This window comes from Collimonas sp. OK307 (assembly GCF_900113705.1).
In the GTDB taxonomy this organism is placed as follows: Bacteria; Pseudomonadota; Gammaproteobacteria; order Burkholderiales; family Burkholderiaceae_D; genus Collimonas.
This window is the reverse complement of the sequence record NZ_FOQI01000015.1, coordinates 25,254-49,804: the sequence shown is the minus strand read 5'-3', so window position 1 is coordinate 49,804 and position 24,551 is coordinate 25,254. Positions and strand designations below refer to the sequence as shown.

Below are 24,551 nucleotides of genomic sequence, written 5' to 3'. Positions count from 1 at the left end.
TTTGCATTAAACCTATGTAGCGTTCAAATTCAAGGCCAATATTCATATTGGCCTTATTCATTTCCGGCATACCTGCATATAAGACAACCGGGTATCTTCCCTGCAAACTCGGAAAATCCGACAGAATTATCGATAGTCTTGCAGAAGGAAATAAACCATGTTGGGCATTGCTCTACTGTTCATCGGCGCAGTGCTGGTCGTCAATGGCGTCGGCTTGACCGGCCGCATCGAGGCGCGTGAAAATGCCGTCTTCAATTTCCTGGTCGGCATCCTGGCGCTGTTCATCAGTCTGCTGGGCCTGGTCCGCAGCGTTGACAATGCCGGCTACCTCAGCACCGCGGCGGGCCTGTTGTTTGCCTTCACTTACCTGTATCTGGCAGTGGTGCAATGGAAAGGCATGAACGGCAAAGGCTTAGGCTGGTACTGCCTGTTCGTCGCTATCAATACCTTGCCGATGGCGTGGCTGGCGGTGAACCAGGATATCCGTTCTACCGTGATGTGGCTGGCATGGGGCGCACTCTGGTTCCTGTTTTTCCTGGCCATGGCGCTTCAAAAAACCATTCGATCGCTCGGTCCCATCACTGCGATCATCGGAATTTTTTCATGTTGGATTCCTGGCTTTTTAATGCTGACCGGCCGCTGGTAACAAGAGACCGCTACTGCAGACTACCCCAGCGTTCCACCGCTGGTTCCGCTACCGCCCACTTCCACACATCATCGCTGCGGCAAGCGCTGGCGATATACCAGGCGCGCTTCAACTGCGCACCCTCACCCGTGTCGACCGACAGCATCATTTCCTTGCATAGAGCCAGCGGGGTGTCTATCAGGCGCGTCACGCGCACTTCTCCCTGCTCGTTACCGTAGCCGATCGGATTGACGTATGCCCAGTGACGTGACTGGCCCACCTCCAACTGACCGGTGATGGCTGCAATTTCATCCTGTTCGGTTTTCTGCCAGCTGCGGTAGATATATTTGGTAGTTGCGTCGGTCGCCGCTTGCACGCCTATGCCGACGGCATAGCCCACTGCCGGATTGGAGCTGACGGCGCCGCTGGCGACGCCCGCCGCCGCGCCGGCAAAACCGCCGATGCTGTTACAGCCGCTCAATACTACTGCCGCCGCCAGCAAACAGGCGCCACTGACAGCCCTGCGTGAAATACCACCGCGCCGCATCACTGCAATGCTCCCCAGCGCTCGGTTGCGGGTTCCGCGGACGCCCACTTCCAGGCTGGTCCCGCCTGGCATATGGTCGCCATGTAAAATTCACTGGTCGGTTTGCTAGCCTTATCCACCAGCCCGTCGACAGAAAACACGATCTCCTTGCAACTCATGCCCTGGCTGGCGATAACCCGGCTGACGGTAACCCGGCCGCGCTCATTGTCTTCGATCGGCAACGAGTGTACGACCTGCCAGTTGGCGACCGCGCCGACCGCCAGGCTGCCGGCTGTGCCGGCGATGGCGTCCTGTGCCTCGCCATGCACCTTGCGCTGCTGATACTGCACACCCGCGCGCGTCGCCGCTTGCACACCGAGACCGATACCGGTCGCCACCGCGGCATTATTGGTAAGCTTGCTCGCCAACGCAGTACCGGCCACCCCCGCCGCTGCCGAACTACCCTCGGTCACGACGGAACTACAAGCACTCAACATCACGACACTACCCAACACCACCCAACCACTTATCTGCTTTAACCGCATTACCGAATCCAATATGTAAGCACCGGCCACGGAGGCATCGGTAGACATCAGCCAAAACAGCTGCAAACATTTTAGAAGGGAAAACTCCGGTTCGGTTCGACAGGAAAATGGTAAATTTGCAAATTCTTGTTAAATCATTCCTGGCAAAAAAATTTCCAATGAAAAAACGTGGCATGCAATTACATGCCGCCGCCGTTTGTCCCTCCCATGCCCCCCATACCGCCCATGCCTTTACCATGGCCCTTGCCGGACGGTTTGTCCTTGCCAGCCGTTGAGCCGGGCTCGCAAGACACCTTATCTACGCGCACCAGGCGATCCGCCAGGAACAAGCGAACCGCCTGGCGCTGCTGATCGTCCAGTGCATCGTTCATGGTCAGCCACAGTTCGCGCAACTGGCGCCCTTCCTGCGCAGCCAATCCGGATTCCGTATCAATCGCTGCCGACAACTGCCGCAAATCGATCGCCGGATCCTTGAGACCGTTGCTCATATTGGCTTGCAGATCGTGTTGCCGCTTTTCCCTGTCGCTGAGGATGGTGTGCGTCCTGGTTTCCAGCTGGCGCCATAAAGTCTGTTGATTCGCGTTCAGATGCAACTCGTCCTTCACCCCGCCGGCCACCGACAATACATCCTCCACGTGAAAATCCATCACCGGCGCTGCCAGCGCCGAGGATGCCAGCCCCACGCTGAACAAAGCTGCAAGCGAACCCAGCTTCAAAGCGGACAACAGCTGCTTGGTGTGCATAACAATCTCCAATAGATAAATCAGCTATTTAACCGGAGTTGCCGCATCAACGAAGCAGGTGAATCAATTGGTAACAGCTAGCCACGGTTTGATACACGATGTTGCGAGGCGCAATTTGTCGCGTATCCTTTTCACACATTGCTTTATTATTAGCAGCTTGCATTGCTGTCATGCTCCCTACGTCACCTTATTGACTGATTAATGGATCGATTCAATCACATGATAAAAATCTCCGGCCTTACCTTCGATTACCCCGGTCACCGCGCTTTGCATCAGGTCAGCCTGCAGGTCGAAGCCGGTAGCGTGACTGCACTGGTCGGCTCCAACGGTGCCGGCAAAACCACGCTGATGCGCTGCATTGCGGGTCTGGAAACCCCACTTTCCGGTTCGATCAGCGTGGCTGGCATGGATGTGCTGGAACAGCCGCGTGAAGTACACCGGATCATGGGTTACCTGTCCGATTTCTATGGCTTGTATCAAGCGCTGACCGTGGCGCAGTGTTTTGAATATGCGGCCGCCGCCCAAGGTTTGCCGGCGTCGGCGATCCCGCAGGCGACCCAGACTACCGCGCAGCAACTAGGATTGACAGAACGCCTGCAGCAGACCTGCGACAAGCTGTCGCGCGGCTTGCGCCAGCGTGTCGCCATCGGCCAGGCCATCATTCACAGTCCGAAAATCCTGCTGCTGGACGAACCGGCATCCGGCCTCGACCCCGAAGCGCGCGCCAGCCTGGCGGGACTGTTTCGACAGCTGCAGGCGCAAGGCATGACGCTGCTGGTGTCGTCGCATATCCTGGCGGAGCTGGATGAGTATTCGACTCATATGCTGGCTTTGCGCGATGGCAAAGTACTGGAATATCGCGCGCTGGCCCACGACAGCATCGAACTCGCTCAACACAAATCACTGCGGATCACTCTGGCTCAAGCCAATTCCAGCTTGCGCGCGCAACTGGCCACCGAGCCGTCCGTGCAGATAAGCGCCTGCGACGAGCGTAGCGCCGATTTCGTCTTCAGCGGCGACGAGCACGCCCAGGCGGCATTGCTGGCGCGCCTGATTGATGGCGGACTGGCGGTTGCCAGCTTTACCGATCAAAAGGAAAACCTGCAGCAATCGTATCTGCGCTCAGTCGCCAGCTATGAAAATAACGGTCAAACTGCCAGGAGCGCATCATGATCAATCCTGAATTCAAACGTAACCTGTGGCTGCAATTCTCCTTACATCGCTTGATTGCCATGCCGGCCATCCTGGGATTGATTTTTTTCGCATTCAGCATCGCAAGCAATAATTTCCTTGGCGGCCTGCCGCTGGACAGCATAGCGTTGATCTTGTTTGGCGGCATCGTCTGCCTGTGGGGAACCCGCAGCGCCAGCAGCGCCGTGATCGATGAAATCCGCGACAAAACCTGGGACCAGCAACGCATGAGCGCGCTCAATCCCTGGACCATGACCTGGGGCAAGCTGTTCGGCGCCACAGCTTTCAACTGGTATGGCGGCGTTCTTTGCTTGCTGGTATTCGCGATCGCCGCGCTGACGCGAGAGGATGCCATGACATTTACCAGCAGCTTGACGCTGGTAGCCCTAGGCATACTGATGCATGCAGCGACGATTGCCCTGAACCTGCATTTGATGCGCAGCGACATCCGTGCAGTGCAGCGTGGCGGCATTGCCTGGGCAGTGGTGCTGATGGTTTTCCTGTTCGCACCACGTTTGCGCTCTGGAGTCGACGCTTCCGTTCTCTGGTGGGGGCAGCCGTTTGCGTATAGCGCGTTTCTGCTGGCCAGCACGATATTCTTTGCCGCCTTCGCTGTATTTGCGGCATGGCGCAGTATGAGCAGCGCGCTGCAAATCACGACCATTCCCTGGGCCTGGCCACTGGCTTGCTGCCTGCTGGCAGTCTATGTCGCCGGCTTTACCGACGGTGCCGGGCTGCCGTGGATTGCCCTGCTGTTCTCAATGGCCATGACCTACGCGGCGCTATTCTCGGAAGAAAACGACATCGCGCTCTGGCAACGTGTCATTACCCGGGCAAAAGCTGGCAATTGGCATGGCCTGTTCCGTAATTTGCCAATCTGGCCAACTACGCTGGTCTTGAGTTTCTGTTTTGCGCTACTGCTGCAGTTCAGTAATGGCGAAGACCTGCCATTCAAGCTGTCGGCAACCATCGCCAGTCTGTCGTTCCTGGCCCTGACGCTCGCCCTGATGTTGTTGCGCGACTGCTGTGTATACCTGTTCTTCGCCTTTTCCGGCAAGAGCAAGCGAGTCGGCGCCACCACCATCTTGTATCTCGCGCTCATCAACGGCTTGCTGCCGTTCCTGAGCAAGATGATGGGATTGAAATCCCTATCCATATTCTTCATGCCGCTGCATATCGGCAATGGCTGGGTGATGCTTGGCATAGCCGCGTTGCATGCCCTGCTGGCTTTGGCGCTGTTAGGCTGGCGTTGGCGGCAGCAAGCCTTGAAGGACGACTTGCTGCCGCAGGCGGCGTAACTTAAGAAACCAGCGCCGATGCCAGCAAACCCTCGATGATCTTATCGAGTTTGACCGCATCGGCGGCAAAACCGCGTATCCCTTCGGCCAGTTTTTCGGTAGCCATTGCGTCTTCATTGAGCGCATAACGGAAACTCGCTTCGTCGTAACTGACAGCTTGCAAGTCGGCGTCAGCGGCAGCGTTCTTATCCAGCGCACGCGGCATAGCCGCATCGTTGGCTTGCAACTGCGCCAGCAAATCCGGACTAATGGTCAGCAGATCGCAACCTGCCAGCGCGGCGATCTGGCCGACGTTACGGAAGCTGGCGCCCATTACTTCCGTTTCAATTCCGAAGCGTTTGTAATAACTGTAGATCTGCGCCACCGACTTGACGCCAGGGTCGCTCGAAAGCGTGTTCGCGGATTCGTCCCAAGTGCTACCGGCGGATTTCTTGTACCAGTCATAGATGCGGCCGACGAAAGGCGAGATCAGGCGTACCTTGGCGGCGCCGCAGGCAACCGCCTGGCAGAACGCAAACAGCAAGGTCAGGTTGCAGCGGATGCCTTCGCGCTCCAGGATGGCTGCCGCCTGAATCCCTTCCCAGGTCGAGGCGATCTTGATCAGCACCCGCTCGCGGCCGATACCGGCAGCTTCATATAAAGCCATGATGCGGCGCGCCCGGGCAACCGTGGCAGCCGTGTCGAAACTGAGTCGCGCATCGACTTCGGTAGACACCCGGCCCGGCACCACTTGCAAAATCTCCAGGCCAAACCGCACCAGTACCTGATCGACGATCTGGTCCAGCGCACTGTCGGCATGGGCTGCGACTGTTTCCGCCAGCAACGGCGCGTAGTCGGCTTGCTGGACTGCTTTCAGGATCAGCGATGGATTGGTGGTAGCGTCGCGTGGCTTGAATTGCGCCAGTTGTTTGAAGTTTCCGGTGTCGGCCACTACTGTCGTGTATTGCTTGAGCTGGTCCAGCTGATTCATAGTTCATGTCCTTGTAGAAAATGGATTAATCAATTTGCAATAATTCAGTCGTCAATCATGTAAGGCTTGCGCCGCCGCGAACAATCCGCGGAATTTCTGGTAGCGCGCTTGCAGCATCTCTTGCTGTGCGACCGCTGGAACGAAGCGTTCCTTTACCGGCATGCCCCGGCCCGGCAAGTCATTGCCGCGTCCATACGCCAGGAAACCCAGCTTGGCGGCGCCGATGCAGGCACTGAGTTCACTGCCCGACAAGGTGCAAATCTCCCGGTCGAGGATGTTCGATAACAATTGCGCCCAATAGTTGCTGCGTGCACCACCGCCGACCAATGAACACTGGCCTACCACCGCTCCCGCCGATTGCACCGCACGCATCGCATCGAGCAGGCCGAAGCCTACGCCTTCCAGCACGGCGTAACCGAGCATCGCCGGTGTCGTGTCATGCGCCAAGTTCATGAATCCACCGCGCAGCAACGGATCGTTGTGCGGTGTGCGCTCGCCAGCAAGGTAAGGCAAGAACAAAGGGATCGCGGCCGGAACCGGTTGCTCGATAGGCACGCGTTCCTGCACCAGTTGCAGCAGAGCTTGCTCGTTGATCTGCCCCAACAAGTGGGTAACCCAGCGCAGGCAACTGGCGCCGGCCAGCATCGCGCCCATGGTGTACCAGCGCTGCGGCAGCGCATGGCAGAAGCTGTGCACCGCGCTGGCCGGATTACCTGCCACCCGATCGGTAATGGCGACAATGGCGGCGCTGGTGCCGAGCGTGACAAAGGCCTGGCCGGCCTCAATCGCACCGATCCCAACTGCCGATACCGGATTGTCACCGCCGCCTGCTACCACCACCGGCTGTTGCAATGCCAATAACGATGCTGCAGAAGCACTCAAGTCGGCGGACGCCGCCGAGCCCTCCACCAACCTCGGCATCTGCTTCAGCTCAAGCCCGGTGGCTTGCAGCATCGGTTCAAACCAGTCGCGCTTGCGCACATCCAGCCAGAGCGTACCGGCGGCATCGGAGACATCGCTGATGCGTTCGCCGGTCAAGCGTAAACGTAAATAATCCTTGGGCGACAGCACGCAGGAAATCTGGTTGAATATTTGCGGCTCATGCTCGCGCAGCCATAGCAGCTTGGGAGCGGTCAGGCCGGCCATCGGCAGGCTGCCGGTGAAATCGGCAAACCCGGGATGTTCATGACACAGCAATTGCGCCTGCGCCATGGCACGCGAATCGTCCCACAGAATCGCCGGACGCAACACCTGGTCGCCATGACTCAGCAACACGGCCCCATGCATCTGCCCCGACAAGCCGATGCAACGGACTCTGGCATACGCGTCCGGCTGCTGCTGCCTTAACTGATGCAAGGCCGTCAGGCAGGCCTGCCACCAGTCCTCCGGGTTTTGCTCGGACCAGCCGGCTTGCGGCCGCGAGATGCTCAGTCGGACTCCGGCATGTGTCAACACCGTGCCGCTCTCATCCAGCAATATCGCTTTCAGTTCCGAAGTGCCGAGATCTATCCCGAGTGAGATGGGATTACCCATAAATATCCATTTCTACATTTCTCAATTTCTGGCGCTGGTTCAAATCAGGAAGGCATCAAAGACAGCCGCAGGAGTTACGGACGCGCAGCGTCGGCGCCAGCCGTACCGTCTGCTTTTTCCCTTCGGGTGTTTCAATCCGCTTCATCAGCAATTTGACCGCCCGCGTTCCCAATTCCTTTACCGGCTGCGCCATCACTGTCAGGCGCGGAATAAAAAAATCGGCCCAGTCGAAATCGTCGAAGCCAACCAGGGCGATCTGCTCCGGCACATCAATCTTGGCATCGCGCAAGGCATGCATGGCGCCGATGGTCATCAGGTTATTGGCCGTCATGATAGCTGTCGGCGGCGCTGCCAGAGTCAGTAGCTGGCGGGTTGCCCGCCGCGCCGGTTCGCTGCTGGATTCGCCGCTGACCTGCAGCGCCGGATCGAACGGCAGGCCGGCAGCATCCAGTGCGGCCCGATAACCTTCGATCCGTTCATCGGTAGTAGGCAGGCCGACGCTGCCGGAAATCAGCGCGATGCGCTTGTGGCCATGCTGGATCAAATGACTGACCAGTACCTGCGACGACTTCTTGTTTTCCACGCCGACCTGGTCGAATCCCTGCGTCACCAGCCGGTCGACCAGCACCGCCGGGATCTCGTTGGCGCGCAGATACTCCAGTGCCAGGTGCTGCGGATCGGCGGACGGCGCCAGCAGGATGCCGTCAACCCGCCGATGATGCAGCGCCTTGACCGCGCGTAGCTCTTGCTCGGGATCGTCGCGGGTATCGACATACAACATCATGATGCCGTGCTTGGCGCATTCGGTTTCGATGGCGTGCACGGTTTCGCTGAAATAATGATTGGAGAGCGCTGAAATCGCCACGCCGATGGTGTTCGATGTCGAACGCGCCAGCGAGCGCGCCAAGGTATTGGGTATGTAGCCAAGCTCCTGGATTGCCGCCTCCACCGCACGCACGGTAGCCGGCCGCACCTTGCGCGTACCGTTCAATACATGCGAGACCGTCGAAGTCGATACCTTCGCGATTCTTGCGACATCATCCATCGTAGCCAATTTTTTCGTCCCCTTTTTTATGCTTTAAACCGGCGGCCGCGAACAACTCTGCCTCAGCGGCCGCCTTGTCAACATTACCGCTGACTCGACCAACCTTTATAACTAGCGACATTATCATGGGTAATCAGCATCGGTGTCAGCAACACGACAGGCTTGGCCGGCCGTTTGCCGTTCAGGATGTCATAGCCGATCGCAACCGCATCCTGCGCCTGGGCCCAAGGGTCCTGGCTGGAGGAAGCCTGGATCGAGGTTTCCGACTTCAGTGCTGCTTCGATATCCGGTGCGCCATCGACCGAAGTGATGACGATGCCCTTGCGCTTCAGCTGCTTGGCGGCGAGATCGCTCCCGATCGCTTGCGGATCGTTAATGGTGAACAAACCGTCGATTTTCGGGAAGCGTGTCAGGTAGCCTTGCATGGCGTTCAAACCACCTTCGCGTGAACCTTTGCCATCCTGGTCATCCGACAATACCTTGATGCCTGGCGCTGCGGCGAATACCGTCTTGCAGCCCTTCACCCTGTCGATCACGGCAGTGACTTGCGGCCCGTTCTGGATAATCACGTTGCCCTTGCCGCCTAGTTTATCGACCAGGAACTTGCAGGCCAGCCGGCCAGCCATTTCGTTATCGGTCTGTACTGTGGCATCAACGCCTTTGGCGCCGACATCCACCGCCACCACCACAATCCCCGCCTTCTGGGCTTTCTTGATGGCGGGCTCGATGGCGACCGGATCGGTGGCGTTCAGCAAGATCAGGTCGACCCCCGCTGAAATGAAATTATCGATCTGCGTAAACTGCTTGCTCAGATCATAGTCGGCCGAGACTGCGGTGACCTTGGCGTTCGGATTGATTTGCAGGGCCTTTGCCTTGGCGCCGTTGGCCAGCGTTACAAAATAAGGATTACCGAGCGAACCGACGGTGATGCCTACCGATTTCAGTTCACGTGCCTGGGCTGACGTCGACAGCGTCAGAGCCAAAGTGAGCGGAAGTAATGCCAATGCCGCGAGAGCGATTTTTTTCATGATGCACTTATCTCCTGTTACTGGTCATATAAAAACCCCTGCGCAACGACCAGCTTATCGCACCCGGGTGGTCTGCTTATTTACAAAACTTAAGTACGCGCACCCGATTGCCGATAACGGTCAAGCGCCACCGCGCCGATAATCACGATGCCCTTGATGATGTATTGCCAGATATCGGAAACGCCCAACAACACCAGGCCGTTGGTCAGCACCGCGATGATCAGCGCACCGATCAGGGTGCCGCCGATGGAGCCGACGCCGCCGGTAAAGCTGGTACCGCCCAAAATCACCGCTGCGATCGCATCCAGCTCATAGGATTGCCCCAGTTGCAGGCCATTGGCGGCAGACAGGCGCGATGCCGTCATCACCGCCCCCAGGCCGGCCAGCAGGCCGGATACCGCATACACGAACAACAACACCTTCCACACCTTGATGCCGGACAGGCGCGCCGCCTCGTGGTTGCCGCCAACCGCGTAGATCTGCACACCGATCACGGTCCGGCGCAGGATGAACCAGGAAACCGCCACCACCAGCAAGGCAATGATGACCAGCCACGGCACGCCCAGCACCGAGTCGTTACCGATAAATGCGAACGGAAGTTCCGGGTTGAAGACGGTCTTGTCATCTGCCAGCAGGCGCGCCAGGCCGCGCATCGCGGTCAAGGCGCCGAGCGTGACGATGAACGGCGGCAGCCGCATGAACGCAATCAACACGCCGTTGGTCAATCCCAGCAACAGGCCGAAGCCAATCCCTGCTGCAATCCCCAGCATGCCGAATTGCGGCGAGAGCGAAGCCAGCATGGCTACCACTGCCGACGCCGCCAAAATCGCGCCGACCGATAAATCGATGCCGGCAGTCAGGATCACAAAGGTCATGCCGGCAGCGAGGACAATATTTACCGAAGCTTGCTGGGTGATGATCGACAGATTCTGCACCGTGAAGAAGTTCTCGCTCATCAGGGCAAAACCCAGGACCAGCAACAACAGCACGGGCAGCATGCCGACGGTGCGTAACAGATTGCGCATTTGTTCGCGCTTGCCGACTGCAACGGCGGCGCCGCTATTACTCGCTAATTCCATGATTTTCGTCTCCTTGCTATTCTGATTTATGATGTCAATGTGTTACGGGTAGTCAGGCTGCCTGCGGCTCCACTTGTTGGGCGCCGGTAGCCAGTTCGATGATGTTTTCCTGGCTGATTTCACGCCCTGAATGACCGCCCAGCTCGGCCACCAGCTCACCTTCACGCATCACCAGTACGCGGTCCGAAGTACCGACGATTTCCGGCAATTCACTGGAAATCACCACCACGCCGATACCGGCCAGCGCCAGTTCGTTAATGATCCGGTAGATCTCCGACTTGGCGCCGATGTCGACGCCGCGCGTCGGCTCATCCAGGATCAGCACATGCGGTTTGATTTCCAGCAGACGCGCCAGCAATACTTTCTGCTGATTACCACCCGACAGCGCACCGACGTTGATATTCGGCGAGGCAACCCGGATCGCCAGAGATTTGATCGCCTCGCTAGCACGTTGCGCGCCGCGACGGCGATTCAGCACGCCGCCATAACTGGCATCGGGCACACAAGCGCAGACATTGATGTTGTCGCGCACGCTCATGTCCAGGAACAAGCCCTGTGATTTACGGTCCTCGGTCAGATACACCACGCCGGCGCGGATTGCATCGACCGGTCCACGTAGCGAAGTCACCGCCTTGCCTGCCACTTCAAGCGTGCCGGAAATGCGCGGATCGGCGCCAAAAATCAGGCGCGCCAGTTCAGTACGGCCGGCCCCCACCAACCCGGCGATGCCAAGCACTTCGCCAGCATGAAGATCGAAACTGCAGCCTCGAACCCGGCCGCCATCCGCCATATCGCGCACCCGCATGACGACGTTGCCGGGGTCGTAAGGCGCATGTTCCTTTTTGTAGAAACCGGACAGATCGCGCCCCACCATCATTTTTACCAGCGCCTCGGCCGACAAATCCTCGCGCGCCAGCATGCCTACGTGCTTGCCATCACGCAGTACCGAGACCCGGTCCGAAAGCTCATATATTTCAGCCATCCGATGGCTGATATAGACAATCGCCAACCCCTCCTGGCGCAATTGCCTGATCAAAGCAAATAGACGATCAGTCTCACGTGAAGACAGCGGCGTAGTCGGCTCGTCCATCACCAGGATCCTGGCGTGGGCATGGACCGCGCGCGCAATTTCCACCAGCTGACGCTCCGCGATCGACAAAGTGCTGACCTTGGTCTGCGGCTTGAAATCCGCCCCCAGGCGTATCAATACATCCACACAACCCGCCTCCATCGCCTTGCGGTCGACGGTCCAGCTGCGCCCGCGCAGTTCGCGGCCGAGATAGATGTTCTCCGCCACGCTCAGGTTCGGGCACAAGCTCAGTTCCTGATAGATGACAGCGACGCCGTGCTCCTTGGCGGCACGCGGTCCGTAACTGGCCACGCGCTGGCCGTCGATACGGATCTCGCCGCCGGCATCGGCCTGATGGGCGCCCGACAGGACTTTCATCAGCGTCGACTTGCCGGCGCCATTCTCGCCCATCAAGGCATGGACTTCGCCGGCAAATACGGTCAGGTCGACCTCCTTCAGCACCTTCAAGCCGCTGAAGGTCTTGGAGATGCCGCGCATCTCGAGAATCGGTGTTGCGCCTGATTCAGGTTTCATGAATAGCCCCTAAATTTGACTGATCAATCATTTTTATGAAAACGGCCATAGGGATGAAGCAGTTCGTATGACCCGATGAAAATAGTACAAACTGATTAACAAGATGTTTGTTTCGGCAATTTCGATACCGGGAACGACCGTTCAATCTCAATTTTTGAGCGAGGTGCGGAACGAGGCCGTAGCGCCTCTGTGGGATGCGGGATATTCATTTGTCTCCTTGCGTATTTGTTTTTACCTAGGTGGAGCAACTGCCGGACAACTGCCGGACTAGTTCCAACGACCTGATTTGCGATCAATATTAGAGGAAAGCAAGCGCTTGCGCAAGCGCTTGCTTTTTTTGATATTTACACAACACAAATGATGAAGACAAAAAAACACCTCCATGAAGGAGGTGTCGTATACAGCTAAAACCGCTTGGCGCAGAGTGTCGAAATACCCCGGTCAGTTCCCTGCCACGGTCATGCTTTCAATCAGCACCGAGCCGGTCTGCTTGGTGCCGCGAATCAGCGTATCGGCGCCGATCGCAACGATTTGCGCCAGCATGTCTTTCATGTTGCCGGCAATCGTGATTTCCTCGACCGGGTATTGGATCACGCCCTTCTCAACCCAGTAACCGGAGGCGCCGCGCGAATAATCGCCGGTGACGTAATTGACGCCCTGCCCCATCAGCTCGGTCACCAGCAAGCCGGTATCGAGCTTCTTCAGCATCGCCTTGAAATCATCCGAAGACTTGGTGAGCGAAGAAGTGATGCTCAGGTTATGCGAGCCACCGGAATTGCCGGTAGTTTTCATGCCGAGCTTGCGCGCCGAATAGGTCGACAGGAAATAACCCTGCACTACACCATCCTTGACCACATCGCGGCGCTGCGTCTTGACGCCCTCTTCATCGAACGGCGCCGAACCCACCGCGCCGATAACATGCGGATCTTCCACAATCTGGATATGCGGCGCAAATACCGACTTGCCCAGCGTATCCAGCAAGAAAGTCGACTTGCGATACAGCGCACCGCCCGACACCGCTTGCACGAAAGCCCCCAACAAGCCTGCCGCCAGCGGCGCCTCGAACAGCACGGGGCACTTGCGGGTATCCAGCTGACGGGCGTTCAGCCGCGCCAATGCTCGCTCTGCAGCGTAACGCCCGATCGCTTCCGGCTTGGCCAGCTGCTTCGCATCGCGCATCGACGAATACCAGTCGTCGCGTTGCATCTTGCTGCCCTTGCCAGCAATAGGCGCGACCGAGATGGTGTGCCGCGAAAATGGATAGCCGCCCATGAAACCGCGCGAATTAGCGCTGACAAAGTGCGATTGCTGGGCGTAGACGCCGGCGCCTTCGCTATTGGTGATACGTTTATCAACGGCAAATGCTGCTGCTTCGCAACGTTTTGCCAGTTCCACCGCCTCTTCGGCAGAGATCAGCCACGGCGAGCACAATTTCAAATCCAGGGGATTCATTTCCAAAGTATCAACATCTGGCAAGCCGGCACAATCATCCTCGGCGGTAAAGCGGGCGATGTTGTAGGCAGCTTCGACCGTGTCCTGCAGCGCTTTTGCCGAAAAATCGGAGGTGCTGGCATTGCCGCGCCGGGTATGGCCTTCCTCGCCCAGATAGACGGTGACGCCCATGCCCTTGTCCTTGTTTTGCTCGATGGTTTCGACGCTTCCCTTGCGCACGCCCACCGACAAACCGCTGCCTTCGCTGATTTCAACGGCGGCGCCGGAAGCGCCTTTTTCCCGTGCATAGCGCAAAACGTCCTGCGCAAGTTGTTGCAATTGCTCTTGGCTATGTATGAATACGGAGTCGCTCATGGGTCGGTTTTCTTCGAAAAAGGTATAAAACGGTTATCATAGCAGTCGTTTACAGTATGGAAGTACCCTTAACATCATGCCAAATCCCAATCGTGGCTCCTGCGGCTTTCAGTCCAGCGAGTTCGAACAAGAATACGATCGTCCCTCCAAGTCCCAGCTCAAGCGCGAGATGACTGCATTGCAGAAGCTCGGCGAAGAGCTGATTGCCGAGTCGCGCGACCGCGTCAAGCGGGTGCCGATGCCGGAAGATGTGCGCGACGCCATCCTCGAGTGCCAGCAAATCAAGGATCACGAAGGACGCCGCCGCCAGACTCAGTATGTAGGCAAGAAGATGCGTACGCTGGAGCCGCACGAAATCGCCGAAATCCAGAAAACCCTGGATAGCTGGAGAGGCTTGTCGAAAGCCGATACCGCCGCCATGCACGCACTGGAACGCCACCGCGATCGCCTGCTGAAGGACGATAACGCGCTGACCGAACTGCTGGCGCAGCATCCGGAACTGGATGTGCAGCACATCCGCACCCTGATCCGCAACGGCCGCAAGGAACAAGCCGAGAACAAGCCGCCGAAGGCTTATCGCGAAATTTTCCAGTTGCTGAAGCAATTGCAAAAGCCATCAGCTGATCGGGATGGCGAGGACGATAGCGAGCACGATAGCGAGCACGATGACGACGAAGACCAGCACAATTAATACGATGGGCGCAACTAATCCTGAACCGAAGCAAAGCTTGAAAATCGGCCTGGTGTCGGTTTCGGACCGCGCCAGCACCGGTGTTTATCAGGATCAAGGTATCCCTGCCCTGCAAGACTGGCTGGCGACGGCGCTCACCAGTCCCTGGGAAGTCGAAACCCGCCTGATCGCTGACGAACGCGCGCTGATCGAGCAAACCCTGGTTGAGTTGGCAGATCTACATCATTGCGATCTGGTGCTGACCACCGGCGGCACCGGCCCGGCCCGGCGCGATGTGACGCCGGAAGCAACGCTGGCGGTCGCTACCAAGGAAATGCCAGGTTTTGGCGAACAGATGCGGCAGATCAGCCTGCAATTCGTTCCTACGGCGATCCTGTCGCGGCAAGTCGCGGTGATACGTGAAAGTGCCGACCATGCGGCCCTGATCCTGAACCTGCCAGGCCAGCCGAAAGCCATCAAGGAAACGCTGGAAGGCTTGAAAGATGCAGACGGCAAGCAAAAAGTGTCGGGCATCTTCGCTGCGGTGCCTTATTGCATCGACCTGATCGGCGGTCCCTACATTGAGACTAACGAAGCAGTCTGCAAGGCGTTCCGGCCGAAATCGGCGATCAAACCTGCGTAGGCGCGGTCGACGCCGACAAGCCCTCCTCACCCAACTCTTTTAGCGGACAGCATCCATGTTGCCAGCGATCGTATCCAAACCCTGCATTGCCCGATCCTTGCTTCTGCCGCTACTGACGTTGGCACTGAGTTCGCCCTTACCTTTATTGGCGCAAACCCAGCCCCTGCGCCTGATCAATGAATATCCGGCGACCTCGATCACTGCCTCTGCCGACTTGCAGTTTGCCGCCAATGTCAGGCAACTAGCCGGCGACACACTCGCCATCAGCACCGAGCAGGAAGCACAGAATCCGTTCAAGGGCGGCGCACAAGTCAGCGCAGTGAGCGACGGCAAGGTCGAAATGGCCACGCTGTTTGCCGGCATCGTCGGCGCCAGCGATCCTTTCTTCCTGCTGTCTTCGCTGCCGTTCACGGTAAATGATTTTGATGAAGCCAAGGCGCTCGCGAGTTGCTCCCAGCCTGCCGTTGAGCAGCATCTGAGCAAACTCAATGCGCATCTGCTGTACGTCACGCCATGGCCGCCGTCCGGTATCTGGTCGGCGACGCCGCTGACCGATTTGGCGGCACTGCGGGCGCTGCGGATTCGCACCTACGACGAAAATAGCCGCGCTGTATTTGAGCAGGTTGGTGCTCAGAGCGTGAATCTGCCGTTTTCGGCGGTTCCGCCCAAACTGGCTGCCGGCGAGTTGAATGCAGTGCTGTCGTCAGGCGACGGCGGCGCAGGCAACCGCTTGTGGGAACAGCTGGGCAATTTCAGCGCTGTCAGCTACTCGATTCCGTTGAGTTACACCGTCATCAACCAGGATGTCTGGCAGCGGTTGAAACCGGAACAGCAGGCGATACTGACCGAAGCCGCCAAACGTACCGCAGCCAGCTCATGGAGCAACGTCAAGGATCGCATTGCCAGCAACTACACACGCATGCGCGAGCATAAAATGGCCTTGAACCTGGCGCCTGCGCAAGAGATACAAGACAGTCTGCGCAGTGCCGCAAGAAGCCAGGTCGCGGCCTGGCAGCAAAAGGCCAATGCCGCAGATATCGTCGGACTCTGCCTCACGGGCGCGTCACCTGCGCCACAAGCGTCAAAATAAGCCGGCAACCGGCACCGATCAATCATTCACTCTCTATCCGGAACACCTAATGTCAAGCACTCTCGAAACCCTGGAAATCGCCACCTCCGAAACACCTGCCGCCGCAGTCATCTGGATGCACGGCCTGGGCGCCGACGGCTCCGATTTTGTGCCGATCGTGAAAGAACTGGATCTGAGCGACTGCCCCGGCATACGCTTCGTTTTCCCGAGCGCTCCGGCGATACCGGTGACCATCAACAATGGCTATGTGATGCCAGCCTGGTACGACATCCTGACTACCGACCTGATCCGCCGCGAAGATGAAGCCGGCCTGCGCAAATCGCAAGTTGAAATCGAAGCCTTGATCGCGCAGCAGATCGCGCTCGGGATTGCCGCCGACAAAATCGTCATCGCCGGGTTTTCACAAGGTTGCGCTATGGCGCTGCAAACCGGTTTGCGTTATCCGCAAAAGCTGGCCGGCCTGATGTGCCTCTCCGGTTATCTGCCGCTGAGCGACATGACCGCCGCCGAGCGCAATCCAGCCAACCAGGACACCCCGATTTTCCAGGCCCACGGCCGCGGCGATCCTGTGGTGCTGATCGACCGCGCAGAAAAATCGCGCGACTTGCTCAAGCAACTCGGCTACCAGGTTGAATGGCATGAATACATGATGCCGCATTCGGTGTGCGCCGAAGAAGTTGCCGATATCGGCAACTGGTTGCGGCGTGTGTTGGCATAAATCGGCGCAACGCACGCTGTTGCACCAACCCATAAAAAAGCCCGCACTGCATGCGGGCTTTTTTCTGTCGGCAAAATTTATATCGCCTGCGGCGTATAACCAGCATCCGCAATCGCTTCAGCAAGCTCTTCCTTAGTTGCCTTGCTCTCAACCGACACGGTCCGCCCTTCTATCTTGATATCCACCTTGGCGTTTGCATCAACGCCAATGATGGCTTTGCTAATACGGCTGGCACAGTGGCCGCAAGTCATGTCCTGCACATTGAATTCGATCATTTTCCTGCTCCGTCCTGAGTTAGTTAAGTACCGGTATCAACTATAGACCTTCCCATCATGATAAGGTCAAGCCCTAACTGCCGCAACACGAAAAGCAAACGATCCAACAACGCTACAGGGCGTCATGCACGTCTTAATTCAAGCCGTTCTTACCTTCGATTTCATTGGCTTTCAAACCACCCAGGCGCGCATGCAAGCGGCCACGTGTCGCCACTGCGAACGCCACCACGACTTCATCGGCGTTAGGCGCATCGAAGAACCGGGTTGTCACGGTGTCGTAATGCGATGGCACGTACAAGGCATTTTTGTGGGCCAGCGGAATATCGAGTTCAGTGCCAGGTACGCCGCGTTTGCCGGACGATGGGATCCAGGCCTTGCCGCCACCGATCGCTTCGCGGATCGGCATTACCATGGCTGGCGTCAGGAAGGCATTGCCGTGCTCGTATTCGCCGCCAATGCCGACGATGCAAGCCTTGCCGTAGCTTTCCACCTGGTCCTGGCCCAGCGCGGCGACAATGCGACGACCGAACTCATGGCCGAGCGCCGGTGAATTAGCCAGGATCAGATCCAGGTTTTCGCTGAAACGCCCGGCATAGGGATTGTGGATGGCTGCGGCGATCACGATCTTGCGTAGCAAGCTGCCATCAGCCAGCACGCCGTTTTCATTGGCCAGGGTGTCGTCGATCTGGGTGTACCACTTGCGGATATGATAATTTTCGAAATTGGCTGGTTTGGTCATGGAGGATTCCCGGCAAGTTGATGAGCGTTAATAATTTTAGTATACAAAACTCGTGTACATTAATTATAGCTCACTTGACCCCCTTCCCGTATAGCGCATTACGTATAAGCAGTAGAGCTTTTGGCAGCGCAAAAGGCAAACTGTTAAGATTGTGCTTGACCTTCCCATCATAGGAAGGCTGATCATGCATCATCCCCACTCGTCAAATTGAGTCCATCATGAGCAGCACCGACGCCATACAAGCAACCCAAGCGACAGAATTCCAATTAGCGATAGACGGCATGACCTGCGCATCGTGCGTCTCCCATGTCGAGAAAGCATTGCGCAAAGTTGCCGGTGTGCGCGAGGTCAGCGTCAACCTGGCGACCGAACTGGCGACCGTGCAAGCCGATGGCGCAAACGCTATCGGGCCGCTGGTCGCCGCGGTGGAAAAAGCCGGCTATCAGGTCAGGCAGCAGGAATTGACACTGGATATCGAGGGCATGAGTTGCGCTTCGTGCGTCAGCCGGGTTGAAAAAGCGTTGCACAAAGTAGCCGGCGTACAAACCGTTGCCGTCAATCTGGCCAGCGAGAAAGCCACGCTGACCACTGCCGGTGTGGTACCTGTCAACAGTCTGATAGCTGCAATCAAGGCAGCAGGCTATGAAGCTTCTTTGCCAAAACCCACACTTGAAGCATCTGCAAATTCGGCAAGCAAACGGCCGTTGCCGAGTTGGTGGCCGGTTGCCGTTGCTGCGTTGCTTACCCTGCCGCTGGTCCTGCCGATGCTACTGATGCCTTTCGGCGGCAGTCGGGCCCTGCCCGGCTGGTGGCAGCTGACGCTGGCGACGCCGGTGCAGTTCTGGCTGGGCGCGCGCTTCTATCGTGCCGGCTGGCGCGCGTTGAAGGCCGGCACCGGCAATATGGACTTGCTGGTGGCGCTCGGCACCAGCGCTGCTTATGGATTGTCTTTGTATTTGCTGCTGGCGGCCGAGCATGGCGCGATGGCGCATCTGTATTTCGAAGCATCGGCGGCGGTGATCACGCTGGTGCTGCTCGGAAAATGGCTGGAAACCCGTGCCAAGCGCCAGACCGCCGACGCTATCCGGGCCTTGAACGCGCTGCGTCCGGAGCGCGCCACCGTGCGGCGCGATGGCGTAGACCGGGAGATCGCCATCGCCGACCTGCAGATCAACGATCTGGTGGTAGTGCGTGCCGGCGAACGTATCGCGGTTGACGGCCTGGTGTTAGAGGGCCACAGCCAGGTCGACGAATCCTTGCTGACCGGTGAGAGCCTGCCGGTAGAAAAACAGCTGCACGACCGGGTGACCGCCGGCGCCATCAACGGCGCAGGCTTGCTGCTGGTGACCACCACCGCAATCGGCGCCGAAACCACGCTGGCCCGCATCATCCGCATGGTGGAACATGCACAAGCCGCCAAAGCGCCGATCCAGCGCCTGGTAGACCAGGTCAGCACGGTCTTCGTGCCGGTGGTGCTGTTGATCGCCGCCGTTACCTTGCTGGGTTGGGGCTTGAGCAGCGGCGACTGGCAACAGGCCTTGCTCAACGCAGTGGCCGTGTTGGTGATTGCCTGCCCCTGCGCACTGGGGCTGGCGACGCCGACTGCAATCATGGCCGGCACCGGGATCGCCGCCCGCTTCGGTATCTTGATCAAGGATGCGGAAGCGCTCGAAATCGCCCATCGCATCAGTATCGTGGCCTTCGATAAAACCGGTACCTTGACGGTCGGGCATCCGGCTTTGCTGGCCTTTCTGCCCCGCGTACAAGGCGCAACCGCCAGCGACGACTTGCTGACACTTGCCGCCGCGGTACAACGCGGCAGCGAACATCCGCTGGCGCGCGCCGTTATCGCCGCCGTAGAGAAAAAGGGAATGCAGCCCACGTCCGACCTCAACGCCAGCAAAGTACAAAGCGTCGCCGGACGCGGCGTGCAAGCTACTGTCGGCGATCGACAATGCTATCTGGGTAGCTCGCGCTGGATGCAGGAACTGGGCGTCGACCTCGGGACACTGGCAAACGAAGCCAAGAAGCTGGAAACCGAAGGCCGCACCGTTTCCTGGCTCGCCACCGAAGAGAATGGCAAATTATCACTCACCGGCCTGCTGGCTTTCGGCGACGAAATCAAGCCGACTGCCAAGGCCGCGATCCAGCAACTGCAACAACGTTCGATCCGGGTGGCCATGCTGAGCGGCGATAACCACGGCAGCGCCAACGCCGTCGGCCGGCAGCTGGGAATCACCGAGGTCCATGCAGAAATCCTGCCGGGTGAAAAAGCCAGGGTGATCACCGATCTCAAATCCGGCGCCGCCGTGGTCGCCATGGTCGGCGACGGCATCAACGATGCGCCGGCGCTGGCTGCCGCCGATGTCGGCATCGCCATGTCGACCGGCACCGATGTCGCCATGCAGGCCGCTGGCATCACGCTGATGCGCGGCGATCCGGGCCTGGTCGCGGATGCTATCGATATCTCGCGCCGCACTTACAACAAGATTCGCCAGAACCTGTTCTGGGCTTTTATCTATAACCTGATCGGCATTCCGCTGGCAGCGCTGGGCTATCTGAATCCGGTGCTGGCCGGTGCGGCGATGGCGTTCAGTAGCGTCAGCGTGGTCAGCAACGCCCTGTTGCTGCGCCGCTGGCGGCCTTTATCTTTCAAGGAAATTCCACATGACGACTAATGCAATGAATATCGGTGACGCTGCACTGGCCTCAGGCGTCTCGGCCAAAATGATACGGCACTATGAAGAAACCGGCCTGATCCCGAAAGCCAGCCGCAGCGACGGCGGCTACCGCACTTATACCGAACGCGAGATCCATTTGCTGCGTTTTATTCGCCAGGGCCGCTTGCTGGGATTTTCGATGAAGCAGATCGGCGAGCTGATGGGCCTCTGGCTGGATCAGTCGCGCCCCAGCAGCAAAGTCAAGCAGCTGGCGCTGGACCATATCGCTGAACTGGATGAAAAGATCAAGGAGTTGCAGGCCATGAAAGCCACGCTGGAACAATTGGCTTGCCATTGCCACGGCGATGCGCGGCCGGATTGCCCGATTCTTGAAGGCCTTGCCAAGCAGCCACATCACGTAACATAAATCAATGCTAGAATCCGATCCATGTTTGCCATAAACCGACTCAGGAACCTGCTGATTTTATTGCTGGCGCTGACACTCCCTATACAGGGATATGCAGCGGCGGCAATGGTTTTTTGCGCCTCGGAAAAAATTACGGTGGCAAGCACCGTCAGCGATGATGCCGCAATGGCGCATCATATGCATGCGCAAAATGCGGATCTGCCGTCCAAGGCTCAGCCCGGCAATCACGAGCACTCGTCCCACGACAAGAACTCAAGCTCCTGCAGCTCCTGCGCGGCTTGCTGTGTCGGCGCGATTTCGATGCACTCGGCACTGACTGCTGCGCAACCGCTGCCGACCATGCATTTCACACAATTCCCACTTTCAGGTTTTGTCGGCTACACCCCGGAAAACCCAGAACGGCCTCCCTCAGTCCTCGCGTAACACTCCCGACTCAAACGTCTTGCCGCCCGATCGGGCTCGGCAAGTTTGATTGACGGGCAACGCCCTGGCGACGTCTGCCAGGCATTGCTCCAATGTTCGGCCAACGAGGACATCATGTTCATTTTTTTACGCAGGCGCATGCTGCCTGCTGCGCTTCTGGTCGTCCTGACCGGCTGCGCCACCTTGAGCGCCGATCACGGCTTTGGCGAAGTCAGCGAGATTACCAAACAACGGCTGGGACAAGCCCCGGCTCAGCCGCGCTCCGAACAGGAACGCAGCGAAGTGCGGGATACCGTTCAGAAACTGCTGCAACAACCGCTCACCGCCGATGCTGCGGTACAAATCGCATTGCTCAACAACCGTAGCCTGCAAGCCGATTATCAGGAACTCGGAATTGCCGAAGCAAATTGGGTGCAAGCCAGCCGTTTGCCGAATCCCGGTTTTAGCTTCGGCCGCACCCGCAGCGGCGACGATCTAAAGATAGACCGCAGTTTTTCGATGGCGCTCATGGGCCTGCTGACACTGCCGTTGAGTTCGAAAATCGAACAGCGCCAGCTCGAGATCAGCAAACTGACGATCGTCAATCGCATCCTGCAGGTAGCCGCCGAAACCCGCGGCGCTTACTACCAAAGTATCGCGGCGAACCAGAGCATCTCCTATCAGGAGCAAGTCGAAAGCGCAGCAGCAGCCGGCAGCGAACTGGCCGGCAAGATGGCTAAGGCCGGCAATTTCAATCAATTGGAACTGGCGCGCGAACAAGCGTTTCACGCCGACGCCGTGACGCAATTGACGCGCTCGCGCCAGCAAGTAGTGGTCGCACGAGAACATCTGATCCGGCTGCTGGGCCTCGGTTCTACGCAAACTGCAATGCAACTGCCGCCACGTTTGCCAGAGCTGCCGACCGAGCGCCCTTCTCTGCACGATGCAGAGAGCCTGGCCATGGCGCAGCGGCTGGATATCGCTGCCGCCAAACTGGAAGTCGAAGGCCTGCAGGCATCGCTGGGATTGAATCAGGCTACCCGCTTTATAAACGTGCTGGACCTGGCGTACCTGCATAACTCCGAACCGGGCATCCCACACGAAACCGGCTATCAAATCAGCCTGGAAATTCCCTTGTTCGACTGGGGCGGTGCGCGCATTGCCAAATCTGAAGCGATCTACATGCAAGCTGCGCATCGACTCGCTGCCACTGCTGCGGATGCGCAATCGCAAGTACGCGTTGCGTATCAGGGCTACCAGAGTGCCTACGACCTCGCACGGCATTATCGCGACCAGGTGGTGCCTTTGCGTAAGCGGGTTTCAGATGAATATCTGCTGCGCTACAACGGCATGCTGTCCAGCGTATTCGAGCTATTGGCCGATGCCCACGAACAAGCCAATGCGGTCAATGCCGCCATCGATGCCAATCGTGATTTCTGGCTGGCAGACAGCGAGATGCAACTGACGCTCGGCGGCTCTTTGCCGCCTTCAACATCCTCATCTGCGCCCGTGCCGGCGCCTGCAAAACCACAAGGAAAACAACCATGAAGCACTTATCACGACGCGCCTTTTTGCAAGGCTCGGCGCTGGCGGTCAGCGCTACCGCCGTCAGCCGGATCGGCGCTGCCAGCCTGCCGGAAGCAGTATTGCAAACCCAGGCCAGCACCCAGCCACCGTTGACTCCGGCCAACGGCCGTCCTTATCAGCCGGTTGTCACCTTGAACGGCTGGACGTTGCCGTGGCGCATGAACAACGGCGTCAAGGAATTCCATCTGGTGGCGGAGCCGGTAGTGCGCGAAATCGCGCCCGGCATGAAAGCCAACCTGTGGGGTTATAACGGCCAGAGCCCGGGGCCGACGATCGAGGTGGTGGAAGGAGACCGGGTACGAATTTTCGTGACCAACAAATTGCCGGAACATACCTCCGTGCACTGGCACGGCCAGCGTTTGCCGAATGGCATGGATGGCGTCACCGGCCTGACCCAGCCTGGTATCCCGCCCGGCAAGACTTTCGTCTATGAATTCGTGGCGCGCCGTGCCGGCACGTTCATGTACCACCCGCATGCCGATGAAATGGTGCAGATGGCGATGGGCATGATGGGCTTCTGGATTACCCATCCGAAAGACCCGTCGCTAATGCGGGTCGACCGCGATTTCGTGTTCCTGCTGAACGCCTATGATATCGAACCTGGCGCCGCCACGCCCAGGGTCAATCAAATGACCGACTTCAATCTGTGGACTTGGAACAGCCGTGCCTTTCCCGGCATCGATCCGCTGGTGGTGCGGCAGCATGACCGGGTCCGGATCAGAGTCGGTAACCTGACCATGACCAACCATCCCATCCATCTGCACGGCCACGAATTCGTGGTAACCGGCACCGACGGCGGCTGGACTCCGCCGGCCAGCCGCTGGCCGGAAGTCAGCACCGACATCGCCGTCGGCCAGATGCGCGCGATTGAATTCGACGCCAGCGAGCCAGGCGACTGGGCGTTGCATTGCCATAAATCCCATCACACCATGAATGCCATGGGCCACGAGGTGCCGACCATGATCGGCGTCGACCAGAAATCGGTACTAAAAAAAATCAACCGGTTGATTCCCGACTACATGGTGATGGGCGACAAAGGCGGCTCGATGGGCGATATGGAAATGCCCCTGCCGGACAACACCTTGCCGATGATGAGCGGCGCCGGCCCGTTTGGCGGGATTGAAATGGGCGGCATGTTTACTACGATGAAGGTACGTAAAGGCATCGCCAGCAACGATTACAAAGATCCGGGCTGGTACAAGCATCCCGCCGGCACTGTCGCCTATGAGTGGAAAGGCGGCGATGCTGCGATACCAGCCGCCAGCCAGGCGCCCGATCGAATTTAATTGAACCCGGCTTCCGCGCCGGAAGCATACCGATATTTTATTTTTAACGAAAAGGATATTTC

24 protein-coding genes are annotated in these 24,551 nt (G+C 58.3%); 12 read left to right on the top strand and 12 right to left on the bottom strand.

What is annotated here, in order from left to right; genetic code table 11:
- Positions 1-157: 157 nt before the first annotated feature.
- Positions 158-646 (top strand): AmiS/UreI family transporter, encoded by a 489-nt coding sequence (locus BM205_RS18230; protein WP_092416279.1) that lies wholly within the window; start codon positions 158-160, stop codon positions 644-646.
- Between the two features lie 10 nt (positions 647-656).
- On the opposite strand, the gene BM205_RS18225 is transcribed toward BM205_RS18230, so the two are convergent.
- The 3 genes from BM205_RS18225 to BM205_RS18215 all read right to left on the bottom strand — a co-directional run bounded on the left by BM205_RS18225 (position 657) and on the right by BM205_RS18215 (position 2,439).
- Positions 657-1,244, bottom strand: coding sequence for a hypothetical protein (locus BM205_RS18225; protein ID WP_254783945.1), 588 nt, complete (start codon positions 1,242-1,244; stop codon positions 657-659).
- The gene (locus tag BM205_RS18220) at positions 1,172-1,696 is read right to left on the bottom strand and encodes a hypothetical protein (protein WP_092416361.1); all 525 of its coding nucleotides are present in this window, start codon (positions 1,694-1,696) and stop codon (positions 1,172-1,174) included. Before BM205_RS18220 ends, BM205_RS18225 begins: the two co-directional genes overlap by 73 nt.
- A 179-nt stretch (positions 1,697-1,875) precedes the next feature.
- Positions 1,876-2,439: a hypothetical protein gene (locus BM205_RS18215; RefSeq protein ID WP_092416278.1), complete on the bottom strand. Its 564-nt coding sequence runs from the start codon at positions 2,437-2,439 to the stop codon at positions 1,876-1,878.
- Between the two features lie 219 nt (positions 2,440-2,658).
- Here BM205_RS18215 and BM205_RS18210 point away from each other — a divergent pair, with 219 nt between their 5' ends.
- Together BM205_RS18210 and BM205_RS18205 are read left to right on the top strand one after the other, a co-directional pair.
- A complete protein-coding gene (locus BM205_RS18210) occupies positions 2,659-3,612 on the top strand; it encodes an ABC transporter ATP-binding protein (protein WP_175511314.1) in 954 nt (317 codons plus the stop codon).
- Positions 3,609-4,928 (top strand): hypothetical protein, encoded by a 1,320-nt coding sequence (locus BM205_RS18205; protein WP_092416276.1) that lies wholly within the window; start codon positions 3,609-3,611, stop codon positions 4,926-4,928. Before BM205_RS18210 ends, BM205_RS18205 begins: the two co-directional genes overlap by 4 nt.
- A gap of 1 nt (position 4,929) precedes the next feature.
- Here the strand turns inward: BM205_RS18205 and tal are convergent, their stop codons facing one another.
- The 7 genes from tal to pmbA all read right to left on the bottom strand — a co-directional run bounded on the left by tal (position 4,930) and on the right by pmbA (position 13,992).
- Entirely contained in the window at positions 4,930-5,898 is a 969-nt protein-coding gene (tal, locus tag BM205_RS18200) for a transaldolase (protein ID WP_092416275.1), read from the bottom strand.
- A 51-nt stretch (positions 5,899-5,949) separates the two neighbouring features.
- Positions 5,950-7,419 carry a xylulokinase gene (gene xylB / locus BM205_RS18195; RefSeq protein WP_371326512.1) on the bottom strand — a complete coding sequence of 490 codons (1,470 nt, stop codon included), beginning with the start codon at positions 7,417-7,419 and terminating at the stop codon, positions 5,950-5,952.
- Positions 7,420-7,486: 67 nt separating this feature from the next.
- Positions 7,487-8,476, bottom strand: a complete 990-nt coding sequence (locus tag BM205_RS18190; protein WP_254783953.1) for a LacI family DNA-binding transcriptional regulator — start codon at positions 8,474-8,476, stop codon at positions 7,487-7,489.
- Between the two features lie 83 nt (positions 8,477-8,559).
- Entirely contained in the window at positions 8,560-9,504 is a 945-nt protein-coding gene (locus tag BM205_RS18185; RefSeq protein ID WP_092416272.1) for an ABC transporter substrate-binding protein, read from the bottom strand.
- A gap of 89 nt (positions 9,505-9,593) precedes the next feature.
- Positions 9,594-10,613, bottom strand: a complete 1,020-nt coding sequence (locus tag BM205_RS18180) for an ABC transporter permease subunit (RefSeq protein ID WP_371326511.1) — start codon at positions 10,611-10,613, stop codon at positions 9,594-9,596.
- Positions 10,614-10,635: 22 nt separating this feature from the next.
- A complete protein-coding gene (locus BM205_RS18175) occupies positions 10,636-12,186 on the bottom strand; it encodes a sugar ABC transporter ATP-binding protein (RefSeq protein ID WP_092416270.1) in 1,551 nt (516 codons plus the stop codon).
- Positions 12,187-12,627: 441 nt separating this feature from the next.
- A complete protein-coding gene (gene pmbA / locus BM205_RS18170; RefSeq protein WP_092416269.1) occupies positions 12,628-13,992 on the bottom strand; it encodes a metalloprotease PmbA in 1,365 nt (454 codons plus the stop codon).
- A gap of 76 nt (positions 13,993-14,068) precedes the next feature.
- Between pmbA and yjgA the strand changes: the two genes are divergently transcribed.
- Genes yjgA through BM205_RS18150 form a run of 4 tightly spaced genes read left to right on the top strand, consistent with a single transcriptional unit; the run spans position 14,069 to position 17,113 of the window.
- Positions 14,069-14,683: a ribosome biogenesis factor YjgA gene (yjgA, locus tag BM205_RS18165; protein ID WP_092416268.1), complete on the top strand. Its 615-nt coding sequence runs from the start codon at positions 14,069-14,071 to the stop codon at positions 14,681-14,683.
- Between the two features lie 4 nt (positions 14,684-14,687).
- Positions 14,688-15,305: a molybdopterin adenylyltransferase gene (gene mog / locus BM205_RS18160; protein WP_092416360.1), complete on the top strand. Its 618-nt coding sequence runs from the start codon at positions 14,688-14,690 to the stop codon at positions 15,303-15,305.
- A gap of 55 nt (positions 15,306-15,360) precedes the next feature.
- The gene (locus BM205_RS18155; protein ID WP_092416267.1) at positions 15,361-16,395 is read left to right on the top strand and encodes a TRAP transporter substrate-binding protein; all 1,035 of its coding nucleotides are present in this window, start codon (positions 15,361-15,363) and stop codon (positions 16,393-16,395) included.
- Positions 16,396-16,444: 49 nt separating this feature from the next.
- Positions 16,445-17,113 carry an alpha/beta hydrolase gene (locus BM205_RS18150; RefSeq protein WP_092416266.1) on the top strand — a complete coding sequence of 223 codons (669 nt, stop codon included), beginning with the start codon at positions 16,445-16,447 and terminating at the stop codon, positions 17,111-17,113.
- A 77-nt stretch (positions 17,114-17,190) separates the two neighbouring features.
- Here the strand turns inward: BM205_RS18150 and BM205_RS18145 are convergent, their stop codons facing one another.
- The gene (locus BM205_RS18145) at positions 17,191-17,388 is read right to left on the bottom strand and encodes a heavy-metal-associated domain-containing protein (protein ID WP_092416265.1); all 198 of its coding nucleotides are present in this window, start codon (positions 17,386-17,388) and stop codon (positions 17,191-17,193) included.
- 133 nt (positions 17,389-17,521) lie between these two features.
- Positions 17,522-18,127 carry an amino acid synthesis family protein gene (locus BM205_RS18140; RefSeq protein ID WP_092416264.1) on the bottom strand — a complete coding sequence of 202 codons (606 nt, stop codon included), beginning with the start codon at positions 18,125-18,127 and terminating at the stop codon, positions 17,522-17,524.
- A gap of 218 nt (positions 18,128-18,345) precedes the next feature.
- Here BM205_RS18140 and BM205_RS18135 point away from each other — a divergent pair, with 218 nt between their 5' ends.
- From BM205_RS18135 to BM205_RS18115, 5 genes are all read left to right on the top strand, one after another.
- The gene (locus BM205_RS18135; RefSeq protein WP_092416263.1) at positions 18,346-20,805 is read left to right on the top strand and encodes a heavy metal translocating P-type ATPase; all 2,460 of its coding nucleotides are present in this window, start codon (positions 18,346-18,348) and stop codon (positions 20,803-20,805) included.
- Positions 20,806-20,809: 4 nt separating this feature from the next.
- Positions 20,810-21,214, top strand: a complete 405-nt coding sequence (cueR, locus tag BM205_RS18130; RefSeq protein WP_092416359.1) for a Cu(I)-responsive transcriptional regulator — start codon at positions 20,810-20,812, stop codon at positions 21,212-21,214.
- 21 nt (positions 21,215-21,235) lie between these two features.
- Positions 21,236-21,637 carry a hypothetical protein gene (locus tag BM205_RS18125; RefSeq protein ID WP_092416262.1) on the top strand — a complete coding sequence of 134 codons (402 nt, stop codon included), beginning with the start codon at positions 21,236-21,238 and terminating at the stop codon, positions 21,635-21,637.
- A 114-nt stretch (positions 21,638-21,751) separates the two neighbouring features.
- The gene (locus BM205_RS18120) at positions 21,752-23,164 is read left to right on the top strand and encodes a TolC family protein (RefSeq protein WP_092416358.1); all 1,413 of its coding nucleotides are present in this window, start codon (positions 21,752-21,754) and stop codon (positions 23,162-23,164) included.
- Complete coding sequence (locus BM205_RS18115) at positions 23,161-24,489, top strand: multicopper oxidase family protein (RefSeq protein ID WP_092416261.1); 1,329 nt, start codon at positions 23,161-23,163, stop codon at positions 24,487-24,489. Before BM205_RS18120 ends, BM205_RS18115 begins: the two co-directional genes overlap by 4 nt.
- Positions 24,490-24,551 lie beyond the last annotated feature (62 nt).

Coding starts and splice junctions, on each gene's coding strand:
- BM205_RS18230 (WP_092416279.1), top strand. CDS start 158: ATGTTGGGCATTGCTCTACTGTTCATCGGCGCAGTGCTGGTCGTCAAT.
- BM205_RS18225 (WP_254783945.1), bottom strand. CDS start 1,244: ATGCCAGGCGGGACCAGCCTGGAAGTGGGCGTCCGCGGAACCCGCAAC.
- BM205_RS18220 (WP_092416361.1), bottom strand. CDS start 1,696: ATGCGGTTAAAGCAGATAAGTGGTTGGGTGGTGTTGGGTAGTGTCGTG.
- BM205_RS18215 (WP_092416278.1), bottom strand. CDS start 2,439: ATGCACACCAAGCAGCTGTTGTCCGCTTTGAAGCTGGGTTCGCTTGCA.
- BM205_RS18210 (WP_175511314.1), top strand. CDS start 2,659: ATGATAAAAATCTCCGGCCTTACCTTCGATTACCCCGGTCACCGCGCT.
- BM205_RS18205 (WP_092416276.1), top strand. CDS start 3,609: ATGATCAATCCTGAATTCAAACGTAACCTGTGGCTGCAATTCTCCTTA.
- tal (WP_092416275.1), bottom strand. CDS start 5,898: ATGAATCAGCTGGACCAGCTCAAGCAATACACGACAGTAGTGGCCGAC.
- BM205_RS18190 (WP_254783953.1), bottom strand. CDS start 8,476: ATGGATGATGTCGCAAGAATCGCGAAGGTATCGACTTCGACGGTCTCG.
- BM205_RS18185 (WP_092416272.1), bottom strand. CDS start 9,504: ATGAAAAAAATCGCTCTCGCGGCATTGGCATTACTTCCGCTCACTTTG.
- BM205_RS18175 (WP_092416270.1), bottom strand. CDS start 12,186: ATGAAACCTGAATCAGGCGCAACACCGATTCTCGAGATGCGCGGCATC.
- pmbA (WP_092416269.1), bottom strand. CDS start 13,992: ATGAGCGACTCCGTATTCATACATAGCCAAGAGCAATTGCAACAACTT.
- yjgA (WP_092416268.1), top strand. CDS start 14,069: ATGCCAAATCCCAATCGTGGCTCCTGCGGCTTTCAGTCCAGCGAGTTC.
- mog (WP_092416360.1), top strand. CDS start 14,688: ATGGGCGCAACTAATCCTGAACCGAAGCAAAGCTTGAAAATCGGCCTG.
- BM205_RS18155 (WP_092416267.1), top strand. CDS start 15,361: ATGTTGCCAGCGATCGTATCCAAACCCTGCATTGCCCGATCCTTGCTT.
- BM205_RS18150 (WP_092416266.1), top strand. CDS start 16,445: ATGTCAAGCACTCTCGAAACCCTGGAAATCGCCACCTCCGAAACACCT.
- BM205_RS18145 (WP_092416265.1), bottom strand. CDS start 17,388: ATGATCGAATTCAATGTGCAGGACATGACTTGCGGCCACTGTGCCAGC.
- BM205_RS18140 (WP_092416264.1), bottom strand. CDS start 18,127: ATGACCAAACCAGCCAATTTCGAAAATTATCATATCCGCAAGTGGTAC.
- BM205_RS18135 (WP_092416263.1), top strand. CDS start 18,346: ATGAGCAGCACCGACGCCATACAAGCAACCCAAGCGACAGAATTCCAA.
- cueR (WP_092416359.1), top strand. CDS start 20,810: ATGAATATCGGTGACGCTGCACTGGCCTCAGGCGTCTCGGCCAAAATG.
- BM205_RS18125 (WP_092416262.1), top strand. CDS start 21,236: ATGTTTGCCATAAACCGACTCAGGAACCTGCTGATTTTATTGCTGGCG.
- BM205_RS18120 (WP_092416358.1), top strand. CDS start 21,752: ATGTTCATTTTTTTACGCAGGCGCATGCTGCCTGCTGCGCTTCTGGTC.
- BM205_RS18115 (WP_092416261.1), top strand. CDS start 23,161: ATGAAGCACTTATCACGACGCGCCTTTTTGCAAGGCTCGGCGCTGGCG.